Below are 19097 nucleotides of genomic sequence, written 5' to 3' on the forward strand. Positions count from 1 at the left end.
ACACATCCCGGAGGACGTGTATAAAAATCGTCATTTTTTATGCATGTTCCGGACGGACAGTTAAGTCCGCTTTAATACCGAGTCACGAATCTAGGCTGCTTCCGGCAGGCGCAATTGGCCGGAGATCAGACGGGGCAACAGGGTGTCGCGGAGGGTGGCGAGGGTTTGGGCTTGCTGGCGATTAGCTTTCAATCTGGCAAGTAACCCATTCGCCACGGAATCAAAGGCGGCGATAACATCACCCGAAGGAATAATGCCCGGTAGGGAGAGCACGCCATCCGGTCTAACACGCTGGTGGCTATTCGATGTACCAGTGACCAACTGGCAAAGTGATTCGCTAAAGACAGGCGCTGCAAGTAGGCAATACACAAAGGCCGTTGTCGATGAACCTACTGGTACAAACGGCAAAAATTCGGTCGAGCAAACCGCATTTACACCTACAGAACTTGGCAACCATACCCGCGGAATGCGTGGATTTAATTTGGACAAAAGGACCGCATTTTCTGGGACCGTCGTTTTATTGCTCTTGATCGCACACCCTTGCTCCAATACTGGCATCTGTCCCACATCGAAAGCCGGAAGGCTGAAATGTTGGAACGTCACATCTGGTTGAGACCCAGGATTTACGCTTCCCTTATGCAGTTTGAAGAGACTAGCGAGAGTTCCTGTTCCCCATCCCTTCGGCACCAGGCCCAATTCCGATTCCTCGAAGCTGTCAGGAAACAGGGCAGCGGTGGCTTCGTCCATGCCGTCCGGGGCGCGGCCTTCCATCTTGGCGCGCACCGGGTCGAAATCGACGAACCAGGACTTGAACAGGGCCTGGACGATGGCTTCCAGGGTGGCATTGGTTTCGCGCAGGAGGGTGATGCGATCATCGAGGGCGCTTAGAGCTTCAACTACAGCATCTTGCTCTGCACGACAAGGAACCCTGAGTGGCATGCCATAGATGTAGTTCCGATTCAGCGAAGGCTGGGCGCTGCCCGAGTTATATCCTGCCAAATCAAGCGAACTGAGCAGGTAATATGCAAACCTCGGACTGTTACCTTGAAAATCGGTGACATAAAGGCAGGTGTTGTGCGGCCAATAGTCACCCTCCGAATAGTGCACTTTGCCCATTGATGCGCCGCTGCGGCCTACCACGACACCAGGCCCTGGAGCCTTTGCGACGTTGTGGCAGCCGTTTGGTCCTGCTGACCCCATAACCGGGTATGGACCGGGTTGTTGCTCGCTTGCGGTTAAATCATGACCTCGTTGAAGGCGAACAAACTCGCCAAGGGTTGTCTCTGACCACTCAGAACTCATACCCCAGCCCCCCCAGCTTCTGCCGAATCAGGGCATCCAGTTCCGCCCCCTTGGCCATCTGCTCCCCCAGCTTTTCGGTGAGCTGCTGCATCTTCTCGGCGAAGGCTTCGTCATCCTCCTCCACCGCCTCGGCGCCGACATAGCGGCCCGGGGTCAGCACATGGCCGTGCTGGGCGATTTCGGCCAGGGGCACGCTGCGGCAGTAGCCGGGGATGTCCTCGTATTTGCCAGCGCTCTCAGCGGCCCCGGCCTCGCCGCGCCAGGCGGCGACGGTGGCGGCGATGCGCTCGATGACCGCGTCGCTCAATTCGGCCTGGACCCGGCTGATCATGGTGCCCAGCTTCCGGGCGTCGATGAACAGCACCTGGCCCTTGCGCACCGGCTTCTGCTTGACCAGGAACCACAGGCAGGCGGGAATCTGGGTGTTAAAGAAGAGCTGGCCCGGCAAGGCCACCATCACTTCCACCACGTCGGCTTCCACCATGGCGCGGCGGATGTCGCCCTCGCTGTTCTGGCTGGAACTCATGGAACCGTTGGCCAGGACGATGCCGGCCCGGCCGTTGGCCTTGAGGTGGTACAGCATGTGCTGCAGCCAGGCGTAGTTGGCGTTGCCCTGGGGCGGGGTGCCATGGACCCAGCGGGGGTCGCCCTCCAGGCTGCCGTGCCACCAGTCGCTGATGTTGAAGGGCGGGTTGGCCAGGATGAAGTCGGCCCGCAGGTCCGGGTGCTGGTTGCGGGTGAAGGTATCCCCCGGCTCCCGCCCCAGGTTGTAGTCGATGCCGCGGATGGCCAGGTTCATGGCGGCCAGGCGCCAGGTGGTGGGGTTGGATTCCTGGCCGTAGATGGAGACGTCGCCGATCCTGCCGCCGTGGGCTTCGATGAATTTTTCCGACTGCACGAACATGCCGCCGGAACCGCAGCAGGGGTCGTAAACCTTGCCGTGGTGGGGCGCCAGCACGGCCACCAGGGTCTTGACGATGGAGGCGGGGGTGTAGAACTGCCCGCCCTTCTTGCCCTCGGCGCTGGCGAACTGGCCGAGGAAGTATTCATAGACCTGGCCGAGCACGTCCCGGGCCTGGCCGGCGTCGGTGCCGAAGCCGATGGTGGACACCAGATCCACCAGTTCCCCCAGCTTGCCGTCGGGCAGCTGGGCCCGGGCATAGCGCTTATCCAGGATGCCCTTGAGCTTGGGGTTTTCGCCTTCGATGGCGGCCAGGGCATCGTCGATGCGCTTGCCGATGTCGGTCTGCTTGGCGGCGGCCCGCAGGACTTCCCAGCGGGCGGATTCGGGCACCCAGAAAACGTTCACTTCCTTGTAGTAGTCCCGGTCTTCCAGTTCTTCGGCCAGGAGTTCGGCATCGCAGTCGTAGAGGAAGTACTCGTCGGCTTCGTCGGCGAAGCGGCGGGTCAGCTCGGCCCGACGGGCGGCGAAAGTGTCGGAAACGTACTTGAGGAAGATCAGGCCGAGGACCAGGTGCTTGTATTCGGCCGCGTCCATATTGGCCCGCAGCTTGTCAGCCGTGGCCCAGAGGGTTTTCTTGATGTCGTCCAGCATGGGGAATTGGCGCACTCATTGGGACAAGGCCCGCATTATGAGTGGGGAAGGCACCAGACGCCAATCCGGCAGGCCGCGCCGGCGATCCATGCCAAGAAAGAACACCAAGCGCCAAAGCGGGGAAAGCCAGCAGAAAGCGGAACGCGGGCCGGGCTGACCATCCCGGATGGGGAAAAAGGCCCTCGATCAACGAGGGCCTTTTTGCAGTAATCCGTGGCGGAGAGGGGGGGATTCGAACCCCCGTCAGGGTATTACCCTGAACACGCTTTCCAGGCGTGCGACTTAAACCACTCATCCACCTCTCCGCGGAAGCCGCGCATTATAGCGAAGCTTTTGAATAACGCAAAACATTTTCGCCGGATCGCTCAATTTGCTTCCAGGGCGATGAGCTGGCGCAAATAGGCGAGGATGATCCACAGCCAGAAGAGGACGAAAAAAGTCAGCAGGGGCAGGTGCCGGTCCAGGATCACCCGGGGTGCCAGACGGCGCATCAGCAGCAGGGCGGGACGGGTGACGATACAGAACATCTGGTAGATGGGATTGCCCTCCCGGCGGCTGCCGGCGAGGAGCGCCAGCACGCCCTGGCCAAGCAGGCACAGCCCGGCCACTTCGATCAGGGCGCGCAGAACGCTGACAAGCAGGAGAGCGGCGGATACCATGGGTCCTCACACTGAAGGGACCACGGCGCCATGCCGTGGGCTGACGGAATTTTATGCCAGGCGCGCCCGCAGCGCTGCACCGGGCACGGGAGATGAAAACGATGCCGCTTGGCCCCTGGTCCTATCGCCTGCACGGCTGGCTGCTGCACTTCCTCGGCCGCGACGGGGCGGCCTACGCCGCCTACCAGGAGGCTTTCCGCCATACCCCCGGGGCTGCCACGGCGGCCTGCCTGGGGTATCTTGCCGCCCGTCTGGAACGCCTTGAGGAAGCCGAGACCTGGTACGCCAGCGCCGCCTCCCTGGCGCCGGAGCGTGGTGAGCACCACTTCAACCTGGGTTACGTGCGGGACCGGCTGGGCCGGCCCCGGCAGGCCATCGCCGCCTTCGATGCAGCCCTGCACCTAAATCTCCAACTGGACCGGGCCTGGTACGGCAAGGGGCTGGCCCATGCCGCCCTGGGCGAACACGAAGCAGCGGCCACGGCCCTGGAAATAGCGGTGGAGCTGCAGCCCATGAACGGCATCGCTTACTACCACCTGGGCATGGCCTACCACCATGCCGGCCGGCACCAGGAGAGCGAACGCATCGCCCGGCGCCTGGCGGCCTTCGAGCCCCGACTGGCACGGCAGCTGATGCTGGATGGGGAGCATCCGCAGCTGCTCCCCCTGGTGGCCCACCTGGAGGCCTGAAGCGCCCCGCCCGGGCGGACGCTAGTCGCGCCCTCCTTCATGGACGCCGTACTGGTGGTCCAGCCGGTTCATGTAGCGGGCGTAGAACCAGATGATCAGCACATAGACCACCAGGGAGCCCTGGGCCCCCATGTAGAAGCCCAGGGGAAAGCCCAGCACGGTGAACTCGTTGAGTTCCCGGGCGAAGTAGCTGACCACGTAGGTGACCAGGAACCAGATGGCCAGCAGCAGCGCCGTCATGCGCAGGTTCTTGCGCCAGTATTCCCGATGCCGATCTGTAAGTTGCATGGCTGTACCCTGTGGCGGCGGCGCCCCGGAATGCCCCGGGGCCTTAGCGCAGTTGCGGATAGTGCACCTGCTCGACGAAGTCCTGCACCTCCCGGGAGGGCGGCTTGGTCAGCAGACTGACGACGACGATGGTGAGGAAGCCCGCCGGCACGCCCCAGACGCCGGCCGAGGTGGACTGGATGCCGAACCAGGGCTCCATGCCGATGCCGCGCAGGCCGAGCCAGGGCACGGAATCGAACTGCACCCGCACCATGTAATAGACGGTGATGAGCAGGCCCACCACCATGCCGGAGACGGCGCCGGCCCGGTTGGCCCGCTTCCAGAAGATGCCGATGACCAGGGCCGGGAAAAAAGCGGCGGCGGCGATGGAAAAGGCCCAGGCCACCATGTAGAGGATGGTGGCGGGCCGCTGGGCCGCCACCGTGGCCGCCAGCACCGCCGTCACCAGCAGCAGGGACTTGGAAATGACCAGGCGCCATTGGGTCGAGGCCCGGGGCTGGATGATCTTGTAATAGACGTCGTGGGAGAGGGAACCGGCGATGGTCAGCAGCAGGCCGTCGGCCGTGGACAGGGCCGCCGCCAGGCCGCCGGCCGCCACCAGGCCGGAGATGACGTAGGGCAGGCCGGCGATTTCCGGCGTCGCCAGGACGATCACGTCCGGGTTGAGGGACAGTTCCGCCAGTTGCAGCAGGCCGTCGTGGTTGATGTCCTCGATAGCCACCAGCCCCACCTTGCCCCAGGCCGCCACCCAGGACGGCAGGTGGGCGATGGGAGTGTTGATCAGGGTCGAATAGACCTCGTACTTGGCGAACACGGCGTAGGCCGGGGCGGTGAAGTACAGCAGCAGGATGAAGAAGAGGGACCAGGTCACCGACTCCCGCGCCTCCTTCACCGTGGGCGTGGTGTAGTAGCGCATCAGGACGTGGGGCAAGGCGGCGGTGCCCACCATGAGGCAGAACATGAGGGTGAGGAAGTTGAGCCGGGCGGCCGAGGATTCGGCCTCGCTGCGCCCGGGAAAGGCCTCGGCATGGCGGATGGGCATGGCGCCCCGGTCGGCGGCGGCGTGCATGGCCGCGTCCCAGCGCTCCCGCGCCTCCTCCGCGTTGGCTGGCAGGTCCCGCCGCAGCCGCTCCAGGGCCACCACCTCGCGCATGGGGGCGTTCTCTTCCTTGAGGGCGTTGATGCGCATGGTCAGGCGCTGCCGCTCTTCCGCCAGGGAAACGGGCAGGCGCATGATCTTTTCGTAGTAGGCGTCGGCCCGCTCCCGGTACAGGCCCCGCACCTCCTGCTCGGCCGGGGTCTCGAACAGCTTTTCCTCCAGCTTGCCCACTTCCTGCAGCACTTCCCCGTACACCAGCTGGGGCACCGGCACGCTGGTGATCTGGAAGGACAGCAGGGCCACCGGCGTCACGTAGGCAATGATGAGGATCACGTACTGGGCCACCTGGGTCCAGGTCACGGCCCGCATGCCGCCGAGGAAGGAGCACACCAGGATGCCGGCGAGGCCGACGAAGACGCCGATCTCGAACTGCAGGCTGACGAAGCGACTGGTGATCAGCCCAACGCCATAGATCTGGGCCACCACATAGACGAAGGAGGCGATGATGGCCGCCGCCACGCCCACCAGGCGGGGCGCATTGCCGCCGTAGCGCACGGCGAGGAAGTCGGGGATGGTGTATTGCCCGAACTTGCGCAGATAGGGCGCCAGGAACAGGGCCACCAGCACGTAGCCGCCGGTCCAGCCCATGATGTAGGCCAGGCCCTGGTAGCCCGTCAGGTAGAGGGTGCCGGCCATGCCGATGAAGGAGGCGGCGGACATCCAGTCGGCCCCGGTGGCCATGCCGTTGAACAGGGCCGGCACCCGCCGCCCCGCCACGTAATACTCGGAGACATCGGCGGTACGGCTCATGACGCCGATGGTGGCGTAGATGAGGATGGTGAACAGGAGGAAGGCGTAGCCGATCCAGCGGGGCGGCAGCCCCAGGTGCTCGAGGAAGGCGAGGACCGCGACGAAGGCCAGGAAGCCGACCGTATAAAGCAGGTAGTAGCGCTTCAGCTGCTGACGGAACCCCTTGGCGGTCGGCATGGCGCCTGCCTCCTCAGTTGCTGCGCCGCAGCCAGCGGCGGACCCGCTCGATTTCCATCATCCGCTCCGGGCATTCGGCGCCCCGCTCCGCCGCCCGGGCCATGGCCACCTGCAGCAGCTTGGCGGTGGCGTAGCAGTCGGAGACGGCGTTGTGGCGCTGGATGTTCTCGATGCCGAAGAGGTTGAGCCAGGCATCCAGGGCCACGTTGGTGTCGATGCGGTCCTGGAACAGCTCGGGCATGATCCAGGCCAGGTCCAGCCACTGCTGCTCGAACTCGATGCCCAGGTACTTCTCCATGGCCCGGGCGATCATGGAGTGGTCGAACATGGCGTGGTAGGCCACCAGGGGGCACTTGCCGATGTATTCGAGGAACAGCAGCAGGGCATCCGCCGGCTCCATGCCCTCCCGCTGGGCCGAACCGCCGATGCCGTGCAGCAGGATGTTGGCGGTGTCGCTCACCACCTCCTGCTTGAGGATCACCTCGAAGGCGTCCTGGGTGTCGATGAGGCCATTGACCACGGCCACGGCGCCGATGGAAATGAGCCGGTCCTTGACCATGTTGAGGCCGGAGGATTCCACGTCCACCACCACGTAGCGGGTCTGGAAATGGGAGTGGTTGAGGTCCGGGTCCGGCAGCTGCTGCCAGCGCTCCAGGCGCTCCCGCTGCTCGGGCGAGAGCACCACCTCCGGCTTCTTGCTGCGGAAGAAACGGGCCAGCCAGCTCATACCTGGTAGTCCATCTTGATGCGGCTCTGCAGCTTGCGCACCTGGCGGAAGGATTCCTTGAGGATGCGCCGGTCCAGCTCATTGAGCTTGTCCGGATGGATGCGGTTGTCCCCGGCCTGGCCCGCCTCCGTCTCCAGGTGCTGATGCCGCAGGCGCAGCAGCTGGATGAAGTTGAAGGAGTCGATGATGGCGGCCATTTCCTCGCCGCTGATGCCCAGACGCTTGGCGCTGTGGCGCAGGCGCTGCACCGTGTTGCTGTTGTGGATGCCGGCGGCCAGGGCGTAGATGCGGGCGATGTCCACGAACAGGCGGGCGCCGTACTTCTTCAGGTCGATGGTGCCCGGATGCTCCGGGTCCAGATCGGTGACGAAGTCCCGGATCTTGCCCAGGGGCGGCTCCACGTCCAGGGCGTTGTGGGCCATCATCTTGAGGAAGCCCGGGTTGCTCGTGGTCAGGCTCAGCATCCACTTGCGCAGCCGCTCCCCCAGGCTGGGGTTGCCGTAGAGGGTGCGAAAATCGAAGAAGATGGTGGCGTTGAGCAGGGCCGCCGGATGGGGATGGCGCACCCAGTTGGTGAACTTTTCTTCCCACTCCTCCAGGGTCAGGCACAGGTCCGGGTTGCCGGCCATGATGTTGCCGGAGCAGAGGGGGAAGCCGCACTTGTCCAGGTCGTCGTTCACGTCCCGGGCGAAGTCCAGCAGCCGCATCTTCAGCTGCTCCTTGTCCATGAAGTCCGGGCACAGGTAGATGATGCCGTTGTCCTGGTCGGTGCTGAAGGTCTGCTCCTCCCGGCCTTCGGAGCCGAAGGAGAGCCAGGCCCAGTCCACGCCGTAGAGGTCGTGCTTGTCCAGGTTCAGCTCCAGCACCCGGCGGGTGATGGTGTCGTTGAGGGCGGAGATGAACTGGGTCACCTGCTCCGCGCCGACCCCCTGGGCCAGCATGTTGAGGGCCAGCTGACGCACGTCGTGACTGGTCTGCAACAGGGTTTCCAGGTCCGGCGCCGTCTCCACCGACTGGCGGATCTGGCGCAGGCCGACCCGCTGCAGGGTGAACAGGTCCCGCTCGGAAATGACGCCCTTGAGCCGCCCTTCCCCATCCACCACCAGCACGTGGCGGATGCCGTGCATGGCCATGGCCAGGGCCGCGTCATAGGCATAGACCGTGTCCTGCAGGGTGTGGGGGTCCTTCGACATGACCTTGCCGATGGGCTCCTCCAGGGCCACGCCGGCCAGCACCACCCGGTGCAGCACGTCGCTCTGGGTGAAGATGCCCACCGGCTTGCCTTCCGCATCGGTGACGATCATGGAGCCCAGGCGCTGCTGGCCCATGGCCTCCAGCACCTGGCGCAGGGGCGTTTCCGGCTGCACCGAGACGGGTTCCCGCTTGGCCAGCAGGGACAGGGGCGTGTTGAGGGACTGCTGCTCCGCCGCCCGCTGGGCGAACTGGACCTGCAGCTGCTGCCGGGACTGGTTGAGCAGGCTGGCGATGTACTGGGTGCAGAACAGGTTGAACACCGAGCTCATGCGCATCAGCTCGAAGAAATCGTCCGCCGCCAGCTGGTAGCAGAAGACATCCTCGATGGCGGTATAGCCGTTGGTGGAGGCCCGCTGGGCGGTGACGGCGCCGATGGGGAAGCATTCCCCCGGGCCCAGGGTCATGGCGTTGTATTCGGTGACATTGACCTCGCCGGCCTGGCGTGCCACCACCTTGCCCCGCTGGATGATGTAGAAGGTGCGGGCCGCCCCCATGTCCGGGGTCAGGATGGCCGCATCCTTGTGGTAATAGGCGAGCTTGAGGCGCTCGGCGAGGAAACGCAGGGCATCCCCTTCCATGCGGTCGAAGGGCGAATGGCGCCGCAGGAACTCCATGGTGGCGGACACCAGCATCTGGGTTGCGTTTGTGGACATTTTTTATTCTCTCCCTGCGCAACGTAGCAAATGAAGAGGCCGGCGCGAACAATATCGCGCCGGCCCGAAAGCGGTCTTTATAGTCTGCCGCTTGGTACAGAGTGTCGATGGCCGGTGGATCATGCCGGCTTCACGACTGGGTGGTCTCCTCCACGCCCCTCTGTATTTCAGTTGTTTTACCGCCGGGTCGCCCCGGCGGCTGGTTGCAGGCTCAGGCGCCGGCTTGCTTCAGTTGCTCCAGGATGGCCGGGTTTTCCAGGGTGGAAACGTCCTGGGTGACTTCCTCGCCCTTGGCCAGGGAACGCAGCAGACGACGCATGATCTTGCCGGAGCGGGTCTTCGGCAGGTTCTCGCCGAAGCGGATGTCCTTGGGCTTGGCGATGGGGCCAATTTCCTTGCCCACCCAGTCCTGCAGCTCCTTGATGACGCGCTTGGCATCCTCGCCGGAGGGACGGGAGCCCTTCAGCACCACGAAGGCGCAGATGGCTTCGCCGGTCAGGTCGTCGGGACGGCCCACCACGGCAGCCTCGGCCACCAGGGGGTTGGCCACCAGGGCGGATTCGATTTCCATGGTGCCCATGCGGTGACCGGAGACGTTCAGGACGTCGTCGATACGGCCGGTGATGGTGAAGTTGCCGGTCTTGGCGTTACGCACGGCACCGTCGCCGGCCAGGTACAGGCGGCCGCCCAGGTCTTCAGGGTAGTAGGACTTCTTGAAACGCTCCGGATCGCCCCAGATGGTGCGGATCATGGAGGGCCAGGGCTTTTTCACCACCAGGAAGCCGCCCTTGCCCCACTCCAGCTCGTGGCCGGTCTCATCGACGATGGCGGCCTGGATGCCGGGGAACGGCAGGGTGCAGGAACCGGGCACCAGGGGGGTGACGCCGGGCAGCGGGGTGATCATGTGGCCGCCGGTTTCGGTCTGCCAGAAGGTATCAACGATGGGGCAGCGGCCGCCGCCGATCTCGTTGTAGTACCACATCCAGGCTTCGGGGTTGATGGGCTCGCCGACGGAACCCAGCAGGCGCAGGGAAGTCAGGTCGTACTTCTTCGGCAGGTCGCCGCCGGCCTTGATCAGGGAGCGGATGGCGGTGGGCGCGGTGTAGAAGATGGAGACCTTGTGGTCCTGGATCATCTTCCAGAAGCGGCCGGCGTCCGGGAAGGTGGGCACGCCTTCGAAGACGATCTCGGTGGCGCCGCAGGCCAGGGGGCCGTAGGTGATGTAGGTGTGGCCGGTGACCCAACCGATGTCGGCGGTGCACCAGAAGACATCGTCAGGCTTGATGTCGAAGGTCCACTTCATGGTCAGGGCGGCGTGCAGCAGGTAGCCGCCGGAAGAGTGCTGGACGCCCTTGGGCTTGCCGGTGGAACCGGAGGTGTAGAGCAGGAACAGGGGATGCTCGGCCTCGACCCACTCGGGTTCGCAGATGTCGGACTGGCCGGCTTCGGCATCGGTCCACCACACGTCGCGGCCGGCCACCATGTTGCAGGCGCCGCCGGTGCGCTTGGCCACGATCACGGTCTTCACCGGGGAGTTGGCGCCGACCAGGGTCAGGGCTTCATCGACGGCGGGCTTCAGGGGGATGTTCTTGCCGCCACGGGTCTGCTCGTCGGCGGTGATGACGGCCACGGCGCCGGCATCCAGGATGCGCTCTTCCAGGGACTTGGCGGAGAAGCCGCCGAAGACCACGGAATGGATGGCGCCGATACGGGCGCAGGCCTGCATGGCGACGATGCCCTCGATGGACATGGGCAGGTAGATGATGACGCGGTCGCCCTTCTTGATGCCCTTGGCCTTCAGCGCATTGGCGAACTTGGCGACGCGGGACAGCAGTTCCTTGTAGGTGACCTTGGAGACGGCACCGCCGTCGGCTTCGAAGATGATGGCGACCTTGTCGCCCAGGCCGGCTTCGACGTTCTTGTCCAGGCAGTTGTAGGAAACGTTCAGCTTGCCGTCGGCGAACCACTTGTAGAAGGGAGCGTTGGATTCATCCAGCACGCTGGTGAAAGGCTGCTTCCAGACCACGTGTTCCTTGGCCAGACGGCCCCAGTAACCGGTGTAGTCGGTTTCCGCTTCCTTGCACAGGGCCTCGTAAGCGGCCATGCCGGAAATCGTCGCCCGCTTCACCACTTCTTCGGAAGGGGGGAAGACACGGTTTTCAACGAGAACGGATTCGATCTGGGACATACTCATCTCCTCTGCATTGTCTGCAATAGCAAAAATTGCTGCGTCGAGAGCTAAACGCCCTCCCTTTCGGGGGCGTGAGTCGCATTTTGTTTCTGGATTTTGCGACCCGCTGGTTTTCCGTGACCTGGAGCAAATCAACTGCCCGCAAAGCCCCGTGAATGGCCGCGATTAAACCCCCCCTTTCTTACAGTGCCCTTACACCTCCTCGCTGCGCCGCAGCATAAAAGAGCACCAAAATCAGCCACCTAGGCATGCTAAAATCCGCGCTCCCAACGGTTCCAACAACCTTGCAACGCACAAAGATGAATTCCAAATTCCAAAACAATATGGAGCGCCTGATCTTCTCCAGCCGCTGGCTGCAGGCCCCCCTCTACCTCGGACTCATCGTCGCCCAGGGCATCTACGTGGTTCAGTTCATGATGGAACTGTCCCACCTGGTGGCCGACATCGCCCACCTGGACGAAGCCAAGACCATGCTCATCGTCCTCGGCCTGATCGACGTGGTGATGATCGCCAACCTGCTCATCATGGTCATCATCGGCGGCTACGAGACTTTCGTCTCCAAGCTGGACATCGAGGGCCACCCGGATCAGCCGGAATGGCTGTCCCACGTCAATGCCGGCGTCCTCAAGGTAAAGCTGGCCACGGCCCTCATCGGCATTTCCTCCATTCACCTGCTGAAGAGCTTCATCAATGCCGCCCAGCTGGACGACCGGGTCCTTGGCTGGCAGGTGGGCATCCACGCTGTATTCGTCGTTTCCGCGTTCATGATGGCCGTTACGGACAAAGTCATGAATCAGACCCTCAACCTCCAATCCAAGCACTGAGGAAACCCAGCATGAGTTCCATTCGCCAGGAAGACCTGATCCAGTCCATCGCGGACGCTTTCCAGTACATCAGCTACTACCACCCCCTGGACTACATCAAGGCCCTGGGCGAAGCCTACGAGCGCGAGGAATCCCCCGCCGCCAAGGACGCCATTGCCCAGATCCTGACCAACTCCCGCATGGCCGCCGAAGGCCACCGCCCCATCTGCCAGGACACCGGTATCGGCATGGTCTTCCTCAAGGTCGGCATGAACGTCCGCTGGGACGACGCCACCATGAGCCTGCAGGAAATGGTCAATGAAGGCGTACGCCGCGCCTACGCCAACCCGGACAACCCCCTGCGCGCCTCCGTGCTGGCCGACCCGGCCGGCGCCCGCAAGAACACCAAGGACAACACCCCGGCCGTGGTGCACTTCGAGATCGTTCCCGGCGACCACGTGGAAGTGATCTGCGCCGCCAAGGGCGGCGGCTCCGAAGCCAAGTCCAAGTTCGCCATGCTCAACCCCTCCGACGACCTGGTGGACTGGGTCCTCAAGAAGATCCCCGAGATGGGCGCCGGCTGGTGTCCTCCCGGCATCATCGGCATCGGCATCGGCGGCACTCCCGAGAAGGCCATGCTGCTGGCCAAGGAATCCATCATGGCCCCGGTGGACATCCATGATCTGCAGGACAAGGCCAAGAGCGGCGCCAAGCTGACCCGGGCCGAAGAACTGCGCCTGGAGCTGTACGAGAAGGTAAACGCCCTGGGCGTGGGCGCCCAAGGCCTGGGCGGCCTCACCACCGTGCTCGACGTCAAGGTGCTGGACTACCCCTGTCACGCCGCCAACCTGCCCGTGGCCCTGGTGCCCAACTGCGCCGCCACCCGCCACTGCCACTTCCACCTGGATGGCTCCGGCCCCGCCAAGATCGAGCCGCCCAAGCTGGAAGACTGGCCCGCCGTGACCTGGACCCCGGACCTGAAGGCTGCCACCCAGGTCAATCTGGATACCCTGACCAAGGAAGAAGTCGCTTCCTGGAAGCCGGGTCAGAAGCTGCTGCTCAACGGCAAGATGCTGACCGGCCGCGATGCCGCCCACAAGCGCATCGCCGACATGCTGGCCAAGGGCGAGAAGCTGCCGGTGGACTTCACCAACCGGGTCATCTACTACGTGGGCCCCGTGGACCCGGTGCGCGATGAAGTGGTCGGCCCCGCCGGCCCCACCACCGCCACCCGCATGGACAAGTTCACCCGCATGATGCTGGAGAAGACCGGCCTCATCTCCATGATCGGCAAGTCCGAGCGCGGCCCCGTTGCCATCGAGGCCATCAAGGACAACAAGTCCGCCTACCTGATGGCCGTGGGTGGTGCCGCCTACCTGGTGGCCAAGGCCATCAAGAGCGCCAAGGTGGTGGGCTTTGCCGACCTGGGCATGGAAGCCATCTACGAGTTCGAGGTACAGAACATGCCCGTCACCGTGGCCGTGGATTCCTCCGGCACCAGCGTGCATGAGACCGGCCCCAAGGAATGGCAGGTCAAGATCGGCAAGATCCCGGTCAAAGCCTAAGCTCTCCGCTCAAGACCACCGACCGCCATGTGGCGTCGTCTACGCATCGCCGTACTGCTGCTGGTACTGGCGTCGGTGGCCTTTTCCGCCTGGCATGCCAAGGCCAATGCCACGGCATGGAAAGGCACCCTGCGCGTCGCCGTCTATCCCCTGGCGGCCGACGACAGTGCCGCCACCCGGCGCTATCTCCAGCGCCTCGGTGAGGACAGTTTCCAGCCCATCAGCGATTACCTGAACAGCGAAGCGGCGCGCCACGGCGTCACCACCCTGCGTCCGGTAGACATCACCCTGGGCGGGGAAATCCGCCAGCTGCCGCCACCCCGACCCCAGAGCGGCAGCGTGCTCGACAGCATCCTGTGGAGCCTGCAGCTGCGCTACTGGGCCTGGAAACAGTCGCCGCCCACCAGCCCCAAGCCCCAGGTGCGCCTCTACCTGCTCTATCACGATCCGGCCCTGAACCCCCGGGTGCCCCATTCCAGCGGCCTGGAGAAGGGCATGCTGGGTGTCGTGCATCTCTTCGCCGACCCGCGCCAGACGGCGCAGAACCACGTCGTCGCCGCCCACGAGCTGCTGCATACCCTGGGCGCCAGCGACAAGTACGACATGGCCACCGGCCTGCCCCTGCACCCCGACGGCTATGCCGCGCCGTTCCAGGAGCCGCGCTATCCCCAGAGCGAAGCCGAACTGATGGCCGGCCGCCTCCCCCTCGGCCCCGACCGGGCCCGCATTCCCGACTCCCTGGACGAAACCCTGGTCGGCCCTGCCAGCGCCCGGGAAATCGGCTGGCGCCGATAGTCTTCCCCTTTTCCGGAAACATCCCATGCCCATCGAACGCTTCGGCACCACGCCCCGCTACTCCGACGTGGTGATCCACAACGACACCATCTACCTGGTGGAAGTGGCCCAGACCCTGGAGGCCGATGCCGCCACCCAGACCCGGGAAATCCTGGCCAGCATCGAGCAGTTGCTGGCCAGGGCCGGCAGCGACAAGAGCCTCCTGCTGCAGGTCACCATCTATCTGGCCGACATGGCCGACTACGATGCCATGAACGAGGTCTGGGATGCCTGGCTGCCCGCCGGCAGCGCCCCTTCCCGGGCCTGCGTCCAGGCCCGCCTGGCCAAGCCCGGCTATAAAGTGGAACTGGTGGTGGTCGCGGCGCGGTAAAATCCCCCGCCATGATCGGCATCTTCGACAGCGGCATCGGCGGCCTCTCGGTCCTGGCCGCCATCGCCCGCAGCCTGCCCACGGCAGACCTCACCTACCTGGCGGATACCGCCCACGTGCCCTACGGGCCGCGCAGCGACGCCTTCATCCAGGGCCGGGTGCTGGCCATCGGCCACCATCTGGCGGAACAGGACTGCGGCCTCATCGTCGTCGCCTGCAACACCGCCACCGCCGCTGCCGTGCAGATGCTGCGCGCCGCCCTGCCCCACATCCCGGTGGTCGGCGTCGAGCCCGGGGTCAAGCCGGCGGCCAAGGCCAGCCGCAGCCGCCGCATCGCCGTCCTCGCCACCGAATCCACCGCCCGCAGCGAACGCCTGGCCCGCCTCATCCGGGACCATGCCGACGGCGTGGACGTGCTGGTGGAGCCCTGCCCCGGCTGGGCCACCCGGGTCGAGAGCCGGGACCTGCAGACCCCCGAATTCGTCGCCGAAGTCCGCCTCAAGATGCAGCGGCTGCTGGATGCCGGCGCCGATCAGCTGGTCCTGGGCTGTACCCACTATTCCTTCCTCACCCCCCTGCTGGCGCCCCTGGTGGCTGGCCGCGCCCAGCTGGTGGACGTGGCCGAGGCGGTGGCCCGCCAGGCCCAGCGCCTGGCCGGCGCTTCGGCCCAGGGCCAGGGCCGGCTGCTGTTGCAGGCCACGGCCCGGCCGGAACAGCTGCACGCCAGTCTGGCCGGACTGGGCCTGGGCTGGCTGGCCGAACGCTGCCGTGGCGAGGAACTGCTGGCCCGGGTCTGAGCTCCGTCGGCCCCTGGCGGCCTTGACCCGCTCCCGGGTTTGCTCCAACAATGGACAAAAAACCACGGAGCTCCAATATGGCCGATACCCCCCTCTCCCCCGACAGCAGCGTTCCCGACTTCTCCCTGCCGGCCACCGGCACCAGCCCCTTCACCCTCTCCGCCCACGCCGGCAAGACCGTCGTCCTCTACTTCTACCCCAAGGACAGCACCCCCGGCTGTACCACCGAAGCCCAGCAGTTCCGCGACCTGCACCCGCAATTCGTCGCCGCCGGCGCCCTGGTCCTCGGGGTGTCCCGGGATTCCCTCAAGTCCCACGAAAATTTCCGTACCAAGCAGAACCTGCCCTTCGACCTGATCTCCGATCCGGACGAAACCCTGTGTTCCCTGTTCGGTGTCATGAAATTGAAAAACATGTATGGGAAACAGGTAAGGGGCATCGAGCGCAGCACCTTCGTCATCGACGGCAAAGGCAAGCTGCGCAAGGAATGGCGCGGGGTGAAGGTGCCCGGCCACGCCCAGGAAGTACTCGATTTCGTCACATCCCTCTGACCCTCGACCGACAGGACGCCCCATGGCCCGCAAACCCGCCGCGAGCAGCAAAACGGTAGCTTCCTCTTCCTCCACCGCCTCTTCCCGCTGCAAGATTTTCGTCCTCGACACCAACGTGCTGATGCACGATCCCACCAGCCTTTTCCGCTTCGAAGAACACGATGTGTTTCTGCCCATGATGGTGTTGGAGGAGCTGGACAACAACAAGAAGGGCATGTCGGAAATCTCCCGCAATGCCCGCCAGGCCAGCCGTACCCTGGACGACATCCTGGCCCACGCCGGCGACGAGATCGAGGGCGGCATTTCCCTGGAAACCCCGTCCAGCAAGCTGGCCACCGGCCACCTGTTCCTGCAGACCGAGGCCATCAGTTCCGAACTGCCCCAGGCCCTGCCCACCTCCAAGTACGACAACCAGATCCTGGCCGTCGTCTTCCACCTGCAGCGCCGCTACCCCAAGCGTTCGGTGATCCTGGTGTCGAAAGACATCAACATGCGCATCAAGGCCCGCACCCTGGGCCTGGCCGCCGAGGACTACTTCAACGACAAGGTCCTGGAAGACACTGACCTGCTGTACACCGGCGTGCGGGAACTGCCGGCAGACTTTTGGGACAAGCACGGCCAGGGCATGGAGTCGGGCAAGCGGGAAGGCCGCACCTACTACCGCATCAAGGGGCCCCTCTGCTCCCACCTGCTGGTCAACGAATTCGTCTACCAGGAAGGTCCCCAGCCCCTCTACGCCCTGGTGCGCAACGTTTCCGGCAAGAGCGCCGAGCTGGAAACCCTGATCGACTTCACCCACCCCAAGAACAACGTCTGGGGCATCACCGCCCGCAACCGGGAACAGAATTTCGCCCTCAACCTGCTGATGGACCCGGAGGTGGATTTCATCACCCTGCTGGGCCAGGCCGGCACCGGCAAGACCCTGCTGACCCTGGCCGCGGGCCTGACCCAGGTGCTGGAGACCAAGCAGTACTCGGAGATCATCATGACCCGGGTGACGGTGCCGGTAGGCGAGGACATCGGCTTCCTGCCCGGCACCGAGGAGGAGAAGATGGCCCCCTGGATGGGCGCCCTGGAGGACAACCTGGACGTGCTCAACAAGACCGACGACGAGGCCGGGGACTGGGGCCGGGCCGCCACCCGGGACCTGATCCGCAGCCGCATCAAGGTCAAGTCCCTCAACTTCATGCGGGGCCGCACCTTCATCAACAAGTACCTGATCATCGACGAGGCCCAGAACCTGACGCCGAAGCAGATGAAGACCCTCATCACCCGGGCCGGCCCGGGCACCAAGGTGGTCTGCCTGGGCAACATCGCCCAGATCGACACGCCCTACCTGACCGAGGGTTCCTCCGGTCTTACCTACGTGGTGGACCGCTTCAAAGGCTGGACCCACTCCGGCCACATCACCCTGCAACGGGGCGAGCGTTCCCGCTTGGCTGACCACGCGGCCGAAGTGCTATAATTTTTCCACGTTTTCATCCCCCTAAAGCCGCACCTGGTGCGGCTTTAGTTTTTCCGGAGGACTGAGCATGAAGCGCCGTGCCTTTCTCGCGCTTGCCGGCGGCCTTGCCGTCGCTCCCGGTAGCGTCCTCGCTGCCAAGAAAACCAATACCAATACAAGTTCCAAGCCCGCCGCCAAGGCGACGGCCAAGAAGCCGGCCGGCAAGGCCGGCGCCAAGGCGGCTCCGGCCAAAAGCAACGCCCGGGGCAATACCGCCAACCTGCGTCCCTCCGCCCCCAACCAGCCGCCCGCCGGCCACGTCACCGGCATGCGCCCGGCCCCCCTGCCCCGTCCGCGCCAGCAGTCCTGGCGCCATTACGACCTGGTGGTCAAGGTCGCCGCGCCGGACAGCGGCCAGCCCCTGCGGGCCTGGATTCCCGTACCTTCGGAAAACGACTGGCAGCGGGTGGAAGACCTGGACTGGCAGGGCAACTACGGCAAGGCCGGCCTGCGCCGGGACGGGGACAGCGGCCTGCTGACCTTCTTCGCCGAATGGCCCGCCGGCACCCGGGCTCCGACCCTGGAACTGAAGCTGCGCCTGGGCACCCGCCAGCGCCTGTTCGACATCACCCGCCGCGGCGCCACGCCGGAGACGGAGGAAGTGCTCAACCAGAACCTGCAGAGCCTGGGCCCCTGGCCCCAGGACGTGCTGGCCGAGCTGGCCGAACGCATTACCGGCCGCATCCGGGAACCCATGCCCCAGGCCCTGGCCATCTACGACTGGGTGGTGGATCACGGCATCAGCTGCAGCGGCGCCCCCGAGTCCATCCAGGCCGCCCTCTGCGCCCGCAACGACGGCGGCGCCGGCCTGGCCGGCATCTTCGTCGCCCTGTGCCGGGCCTGCGGCATTCCCGCCCGCCGGGTCAGCGGCCAGCGTCTCGGCCCTTCCCGCCAGTCCCCCAGCCTGGGCGCCAGCGGCGACGTTTCCACCGCCCAGCACTGGCGCGCCGAATTCCACGCCCCCTTCTACGGCTGGGTGCCAGTGGACCCGGCCGATGCGGCCCTGGCCCAGCGCCAGGACGGGGACAGCGGCGCCCTACGCAAGCGTCTCTTCGGCTTCTGGGAAATGAACTGGGCCGCCTACAGCAGTGCCGACGGGGTGCATCTGCCCCAGGGCCCCGGCGAATCCCTGCCGGTGGTGGACCGGCCCCTGCTGGCCCAGGTGGAGCGGGACGGCAGCGTGCGCCTGCTGGGCCGCCAGGGCAGCATCAGCCTGGAAGCCCGTCCCAGCGAGGGCTAGCCCCGTCAGACGCTTCCCTCCCACCAGGGGAAGCCATGGAAGCCAATAAAGACGCCATTCTCCAGGCA

General features: G+C 65.0%; 17 protein-coding genes and 1 tRNA gene. 9 read left to right on the forward strand and 9 right to left on the reverse strand.

Annotation, left to right across the window (positions count from 1 at the left end; all coding sequences use genetic code 11):
- Window positions 1-90: 90 nt before the first annotated feature.
- From AZSP09_RS06210 to AZSP09_RS06225, 4 genes are all read right to left on the reverse strand, one after another.
- Window positions 91-1302, reverse strand: coding sequence for a restriction endonuclease subunit S (locus AZSP09_RS06210; protein ID WP_152089494.1), 1212 nt, complete (start codon window positions 1300-1302; stop codon window positions 91-93).
- On the reverse strand, window positions 1292-2857 hold the full coding sequence (locus AZSP09_RS06215; protein ID WP_152089495.1) for a class I SAM-dependent DNA methyltransferase: 1566 nt from the start codon (window positions 2855-2857) through the stop codon (window positions 1292-1294). Before AZSP09_RS06215 ends, AZSP09_RS06210 begins: the two co-directional genes overlap by 11 nt.
- Before the next feature lie 214 nt (window positions 2858-3071).
- Window positions 3072-3162: transfer RNA gene (locus tag AZSP09_RS06220), tRNA-Ser, on the reverse strand.
- Window positions 3163-3222: 60 nt separating this feature from the next.
- Window positions 3223-3516: a hypothetical protein gene (locus AZSP09_RS06225; protein WP_152089496.1), complete on the reverse strand. Its 294-nt coding sequence runs from the start codon at window positions 3514-3516 to the stop codon at window positions 3223-3225.
- 101 nt (window positions 3517-3617) lie between these two features.
- On the opposite strand from AZSP09_RS06225, the gene AZSP09_RS06230 reads away from it, so the two are divergent.
- The gene (locus AZSP09_RS06230) at window positions 3618-4205 is read left to right on the forward strand and encodes a tetratricopeptide repeat protein (RefSeq protein ID WP_172974711.1); all 588 of its coding nucleotides are present in this window, start codon (window positions 3618-3620) and stop codon (window positions 4203-4205) included.
- 21 nt (window positions 4206-4226) lie between these two features.
- On the opposite strand, the gene AZSP09_RS06235 is transcribed toward AZSP09_RS06230, so the two are convergent.
- The 5 genes from AZSP09_RS06235 to acs form a co-directional block, all read right to left on the reverse strand.
- Window positions 4227-4493: a DUF4212 domain-containing protein gene (locus AZSP09_RS06235; protein ID WP_014237077.1), complete on the reverse strand. Its 267-nt coding sequence runs from the start codon at window positions 4491-4493 to the stop codon at window positions 4227-4229.
- 43 nt (window positions 4494-4536) lie between these two features.
- A complete protein-coding gene (locus tag AZSP09_RS06240; RefSeq protein WP_014237076.1) occupies window positions 4537-6579 on the reverse strand; it encodes a sodium:solute symporter family protein in 2043 nt (680 codons plus the stop codon).
- Between the two features lie 13 nt (window positions 6580-6592).
- Entirely contained in the window at window positions 6593-7306 is a 714-nt protein-coding gene (locus AZSP09_RS06245) for a 3'-5' exonuclease (RefSeq protein ID WP_014237075.1), read from the reverse strand.
- Window positions 7303-9213: a DUF294 nucleotidyltransferase-like domain-containing protein gene (locus AZSP09_RS06250; RefSeq protein WP_152089498.1), complete on the reverse strand. Its 1911-nt coding sequence runs from the start codon at window positions 9211-9213 to the stop codon at window positions 7303-7305. The genes AZSP09_RS06245 and AZSP09_RS06250 overlap by 4 nt, the downstream gene beginning before the upstream one ends.
- Window positions 9214-9424: 211 nt before the next feature.
- A complete protein-coding gene (gene acs, locus AZSP09_RS06255) occupies window positions 9425-11401 on the reverse strand; it encodes an acetate--CoA ligase (RefSeq protein ID WP_152089499.1) in 1977 nt (658 codons plus the stop codon).
- Window positions 11402-11703: 302 nt separating this feature from the next.
- On the opposite strand from acs, the gene AZSP09_RS06260 reads away from it, so the two are divergent.
- The 8 genes from AZSP09_RS06260 (at window position 11704) to AZSP09_RS06295 (ending at window position 19029) form a co-directional block, all read left to right on the forward strand.
- The gene (locus tag AZSP09_RS06260) at window positions 11704-12228 is read left to right on the forward strand and encodes a TIGR00645 family protein (RefSeq protein ID WP_014237072.1); all 525 of its coding nucleotides are present in this window, start codon (window positions 11704-11706) and stop codon (window positions 12226-12228) included.
- Between the two features lie 11 nt (window positions 12229-12239).
- Window positions 12240-13772: a fumarate hydratase gene (locus AZSP09_RS06265; RefSeq protein ID WP_014237071.1), complete on the forward strand. Its 1533-nt coding sequence runs from the start codon at window positions 12240-12242 to the stop codon at window positions 13770-13772.
- 27 nt (window positions 13773-13799) lie between these two features.
- A complete protein-coding gene (locus tag AZSP09_RS06270) occupies window positions 13800-14567 on the forward strand; it encodes a hypothetical protein (protein ID WP_152089500.1) in 768 nt (255 codons plus the stop codon).
- Between the two features lie 25 nt (window positions 14568-14592).
- Window positions 14593-14937, forward strand: a complete 345-nt coding sequence (locus AZSP09_RS06275) for a RidA family protein (RefSeq protein WP_152089501.1) — start codon at window positions 14593-14595, stop codon at window positions 14935-14937.
- An 11-nt stretch (window positions 14938-14948) separates the two neighbouring features.
- A complete protein-coding gene (gene murI, locus AZSP09_RS06280) occupies window positions 14949-15734 on the forward strand; it encodes a glutamate racemase (protein ID WP_014237068.1) in 786 nt (261 codons plus the stop codon).
- Between the two features lie 77 nt (window positions 15735-15811).
- The gene (locus tag AZSP09_RS06285; RefSeq protein WP_014237067.1) at window positions 15812-16285 is read left to right on the forward strand and encodes a peroxiredoxin; all 474 of its coding nucleotides are present in this window, start codon (window positions 15812-15814) and stop codon (window positions 16283-16285) included.
- Window positions 16286-16307: 22 nt separating this feature from the next.
- Window positions 16308-17750, forward strand: a complete 1443-nt coding sequence (locus tag AZSP09_RS06290; protein ID WP_014237066.1) for a PhoH family protein — start codon at window positions 16308-16310, stop codon at window positions 17748-17750.
- Window positions 17751-17817: 67 nt separating this feature from the next.
- Window positions 17818-19029, forward strand: coding sequence for a transglutaminase-like domain-containing protein (locus tag AZSP09_RS06295; RefSeq protein ID WP_152089502.1), 1212 nt, complete (start codon window positions 17818-17820; stop codon window positions 19027-19029).
- Window positions 19030-19097 lie beyond the last annotated feature (68 nt).

The sequence above is a fragment of the Azospira sp. I09 genome, assembly GCF_009177135.1.
GTDB lineage: Bacteria > Pseudomonadota > Gammaproteobacteria > Burkholderiales > Rhodocyclaceae > Azospira > Azospira oryzae.

Coding starts and splice junctions, on each gene's coding strand:
- AZSP09_RS06210 (WP_152089494.1), bottom strand. CDS start 1,302: ATGAGTTCTGAGTGGTCAGAGACAACCCTTGGCGAGTTTGTTCGCCTT.
- AZSP09_RS06215 (WP_152089495.1), bottom strand. CDS start 2,857: ATGCTGGACGACATCAAGAAAACCCTCTGGGCCACGGCTGACAAGCTG.
- AZSP09_RS06225 (WP_152089496.1), bottom strand. CDS start 3,516: ATGGTATCCGCCGCTCTCCTGCTTGTCAGCGTTCTGCGCGCCCTGATC.
- AZSP09_RS06230 (WP_172974711.1), top strand. CDS start 3,618: ATGCCGCTTGGCCCCTGGTCCTATCGCCTGCACGGCTGGCTGCTGCAC.
- AZSP09_RS06235 (WP_014237077.1), bottom strand. CDS start 4,493: ATGCAACTTACAGATCGGCATCGGGAATACTGGCGCAAGAACCTGCGC.
- AZSP09_RS06240 (WP_014237076.1), bottom strand. CDS start 6,579: ATGCCGACCGCCAAGGGGTTCCGTCAGCAGCTGAAGCGCTACTACCTG.
- AZSP09_RS06245 (WP_014237075.1), bottom strand. CDS start 7,306: ATGAGCTGGCTGGCCCGTTTCTTCCGCAGCAAGAAGCCGGAGGTGGTG.
- AZSP09_RS06250 (WP_152089498.1), bottom strand. CDS start 9,213: ATGTCCACAAACGCAACCCAGATGCTGGTGTCCGCCACCATGGAGTTC.
- acs (WP_152089499.1), bottom strand. CDS start 11,401: ATGTCCCAGATCGAATCCGTTCTCGTTGAAAACCGTGTCTTCCCCCCT.
- AZSP09_RS06260 (WP_014237072.1), top strand. CDS start 11,704: ATGAATTCCAAATTCCAAAACAATATGGAGCGCCTGATCTTCTCCAGC.
- AZSP09_RS06265 (WP_014237071.1), top strand. CDS start 12,240: ATGAGTTCCATTCGCCAGGAAGACCTGATCCAGTCCATCGCGGACGCT.
- AZSP09_RS06270 (WP_152089500.1), top strand. CDS start 13,800: ATGTGGCGTCGTCTACGCATCGCCGTACTGCTGCTGGTACTGGCGTCG.
- AZSP09_RS06275 (WP_152089501.1), top strand. CDS start 14,593: ATGCCCATCGAACGCTTCGGCACCACGCCCCGCTACTCCGACGTGGTG.
- murI (WP_014237068.1), top strand. CDS start 14,949: ATGATCGGCATCTTCGACAGCGGCATCGGCGGCCTCTCGGTCCTGGCC.
- AZSP09_RS06285 (WP_014237067.1), top strand. CDS start 15,812: ATGGCCGATACCCCCCTCTCCCCCGACAGCAGCGTTCCCGACTTCTCC.
- AZSP09_RS06290 (WP_014237066.1), top strand. CDS start 16,308: ATGGCCCGCAAACCCGCCGCGAGCAGCAAAACGGTAGCTTCCTCTTCC.
- AZSP09_RS06295 (WP_152089502.1), top strand. CDS start 17,818: ATGAAGCGCCGTGCCTTTCTCGCGCTTGCCGGCGGCCTTGCCGTCGCT.